Below are 3499 nucleotides of genomic sequence, written 5' to 3' on the forward strand. Positions count from 1 at the left end.
ATTTTTTTAAAAATGTCATCATATTTTTTGTTTTAACGGTTTTTTTACTTGCTCCTGCTCTGGCAGATACAATACCGGTCAACAAAAATGCAACAATCCAGGCATTTGAAAATGCAGGATTTCAAGTGAATGAAGGAAAAATGGAGGCGGTGAACGTCCTGGGCATGTATAATGCCGGAGTATCTCCATCCTGCTATGGAAATAATCCCACTGCACCGTATATGACGTTCAAGGTTCCAAAAGCTCCAGGACAGACGTGCAACAATTCACTCTCTGATGCACCCATTGAACCGGAAAATGCGGGGTTGTGGCTTGATTTCCACATGAGGCCCGATGAGGCTTTCGTCTATGTCGGGATAACACCACCGGTATGTGAATATTTTAGTTATGCTGACTTCCTCAGTGTCAGATACTTCCCTGACACCGATGAGCATCGCCGGGTGTATGCAAGCCTCGAGGATACGATCAATCTGGATCGACTGAAAGCTGAACCTGCGTATCAGTCTGGTGTTTTCTCAAAGCCAATTATTGTGATATTAGCCGCTGATAAAAACGCTGACCAGAAAGCACGTGATGCTCTTGTTTCGGCTGGCTATCCAGAGGATATTATTCATACCCTGACAGTTCCCGGACCGCTTGTCCACTTAGGGCTTGACAGCAAGACAGATACGATAAATTCTCTGCACCGGGTCGCACTCTTTCACAATGAGACCGAAGGAAATGCCTACATGAACAGTACACCCGGTGTTGTATACCGGCTGACTCCTGAAAATGAGTCTGAACCTGATTATTATGAGGTTCCAAATCTTATTCCCAGGGGCACCGGAGAGACCAGGGAACTGAACCTGATGAAGGATGTGGAAGAACTTCGGGAAGCCATCATATCCCGGCATGGAACGGATCATGTTGAAGATCTAACCACAAAAGTTTGGCTTTTTGATGGATATGATGCCATTCAGCGTGGTATTGATGTACTTGGAGAAAGCAGAGATACTGTCTATCTCAATACAACTGAAACAACTCTTGGAGATAAACCGGGAGAAGAGATTATTGTATATGGTGTGAACCATGCTGCAACAGGGAAGGCCACCTATGCAAACTTCGGCCTTTATGGGGATTGGGCACTCAATGGAATCGGTGGTCTTTCAAACAAGGATTATACTGGTTCTGCAGAAGAATATCTGCCAAATAATCCGAATGCAAAGTACCTCTATGTAGCAAAAATATCCCGGAAAGATGATGGCAAAAACACAACATCTGTTATTAAGTCCGGAGTCGGGGTTTCAGGAATTGAACCTGATGAACCATGCTTTGTTGGTTACCGGGCGTATGTAGAGCCTGAAACCGGCATCAGTCCGGCATGGAGTGAACTTGTGTATGACCGGGCAATGAAAATTACCCCCTGATCGTCATTTTTTCGAACAGGTTTCATCAGAAAGCCAGGAATCGTAATATTATTCCGGCCCCCATGTTGCCGATGTTGATACCCTGCTATCATTGCAGATTCATCCCCCCTCCCGTTCTATCTGTCATAACGCTCTTCGTCCTCTCTTTTTCCATCTGACTCTTTTAGGAGTCGGTCAAAATCACTCACAAACAATCTGTCTTGAACAATGCGGTACTTTTCATATTCAGATTCTGCATGTGTTTTTGCCTGTTCTGCACTGACTATTCCACTTCCCACGAGAATCTCCCGATCATCGAAGGTGAGGAACTGATCCAGGCGTGATGTCCAATCTTCCATCGTCATTGGAATACGTCTTCGTGCCCGCTCTTCTGCAAGGTCAAGCCAGGCGTTAACGATTCTGCCAAGTGATCCGAGTTCTTCAGAGGTTAGATAATTCTTTGCAATATTAATATCAGTCCTGACCACTTTCCCTTCAGGTGCATTCTCCCAGGTGGTCAGGCCCATATGACCCCGATTGCTGTCTGCCCGGGTGACTATTAATTCTGCAGCGGTGTGACCATGGATGGCATAATGAAGTTTATTCTGCACAGTGGCAAAGAATTCACGGGTGGTTGGGGCAGTTCTATCATAGTCAATGCTGGTTGCATAAATGTCGGTTATTTTCTGGTAAAATCGCCTTTCACTCAGCCGAATTTCACGGATTTCTGCAAGGAGATGCTCAAAATAGTCTTCTCCGAGAAAATTTCCGTTCTCTAGCCGTTTTTTATCAAGGACATATCCTTTTATTGCAAACTGTCTGAGCACCCGGGTTGCCCACTGACGAAACTGTGTTGCACGGATGGAGTTTACCCGGTACCCTATGGAAATTACGGCATCAAGATTATAATAGTCGATATTTCTCGAAACATCCCGATTTCCTTCTTTTTGAACTAATCGGAATTTCCGATACGTTGCTTCCCGGGTTAATTCCCTACTCTCATAGATGCTGGTAAGATGCTCACTTATGGTCGGTTGAGTGACGTCAAAGAGACGTTCCATCATTTTCTGACTCAACCAGACTGTTTCATCCTCATACCGTACCTCTATACTTTCCTCACCTGATTCCAAAGTGAAGATGAGAAAGTCAGCAGTGCTATTCCTGATAAGTTTCTTCACATGATTGGTCATCAGATCCTCCGCTGAAATTTCGGGAATATATGGTAAGATCTGAAATTGTGAGCATAAGGAGTTCTCTATTCAGATACTTCTGAGCCCTTCCAGGGTATAGAGTTCAAATTGCGGTAGTTAATAGATATGGTATCACTCTCCCAGTCTCTTTTAGGTATTCTTCATATGCCGGTCCCAGATGATTGAGAAGGGCTGGCCCTGTTCTTTGTGGTTGGTACAGTTTGTATTTTTATTGGAACGATGGCTTTCTCTATACTGTCGGCCTCATACAGGTGACAGTTCCGTCATTAGAGAGTGTCCAGGAAGGCGGTAATTATCTGAATTTGATTGATCTCAAAGGATCTATGACGATTGAGGAAGGGGCAACGTATGTTGGGATGAGTCTCGATGAATTCTATACGATGATGGAGATTCCTGTAACGGTTTCGGGCAGTACCAGGTTAAACGAAGTAAAAGACTATGTTCCTGATTATGATTTTCATACAATGAAAGCAAAGTAACCAAATTTTCCCTGGTTTTTATCTTTTATTCCGTTCCTATTCCGGTTTATTATCATATATTTCAGGAATAATGTGATGTAATCGAACGTCTGATTTGTGGGTTGGACAAATTGTAAATTTGATTTCCAATTTGCCCATCTGTTAGATGTGATACATAACGATCGTGTAAGATATCAAAATATTTCCTCAGTCTCCGAATTTTAAAGGTCTTTTTTTGGCGAGAGGTAAAGTTCTCTAACCATGTTACTGGTGGTCTAATGGTATAATGATGAGAATTAGGTAAATTCACTGTCTGTTTGAAATGGGGCTGATACCAATTCGGTTTCAGGTTCGTGAATGGGAGCAGTGTTCTGATCATCGATGATGACTGTAGGAATATCTGAAATGATATTGTCTTGATACAAAGGTCCAGTGTGGGTTGTGT

General features: G+C 43.3%; 3 protein-coding genes. 2 read left to right on the forward strand and 1 reads right to left on the reverse strand.

Features of this window, described 5'->3' with window-relative positions:
* A partial coding sequence (locus VN429_RS03340) for a hypothetical protein (RefSeq protein ID WP_325629779.1) occupies positions 1-1406 on the forward strand: 1406 nt, incomplete at its 5' end.
* Between the two features lie 116 nt (positions 1407-1522).
* Here the strand turns inward: VN429_RS03340 and VN429_RS03345 are convergent.
* Positions 1523-2575, reverse strand: coding sequence for a virulence RhuM family protein (locus VN429_RS03345; protein ID WP_325629781.1), 1053 nt, complete (start codon positions 2573-2575; stop codon positions 1523-1525).
* Between the two features lie 221 nt (positions 2576-2796).
* Here VN429_RS03345 and VN429_RS03350 point away from each other — a divergent pair, with 221 nt between their 5' ends.
* Positions 2797-3075, forward strand: coding sequence for a hypothetical protein (locus tag VN429_RS03350; RefSeq protein ID WP_325629783.1), 279 nt, complete (start codon positions 2797-2799; stop codon positions 3073-3075).
* Positions 3076-3499 lie beyond the last annotated feature (424 nt).

Source organism: Methanospirillum sp., from assembly GCF_035560735.1.
Taxonomy (GTDB): Archaea; Halobacteriota; Methanomicrobia; order Methanomicrobiales; family Methanospirillaceae; genus Methanospirillum.

Excerpts from the sequence above, each read along its gene's own strand:
- VN429_RS03345 (WP_325629781.1), bottom strand. The coding sequence starts at position 2,575 with ATGACCAATCATGTGAAGAAACTTATCAGGAATAGCACTGCTGACTTT.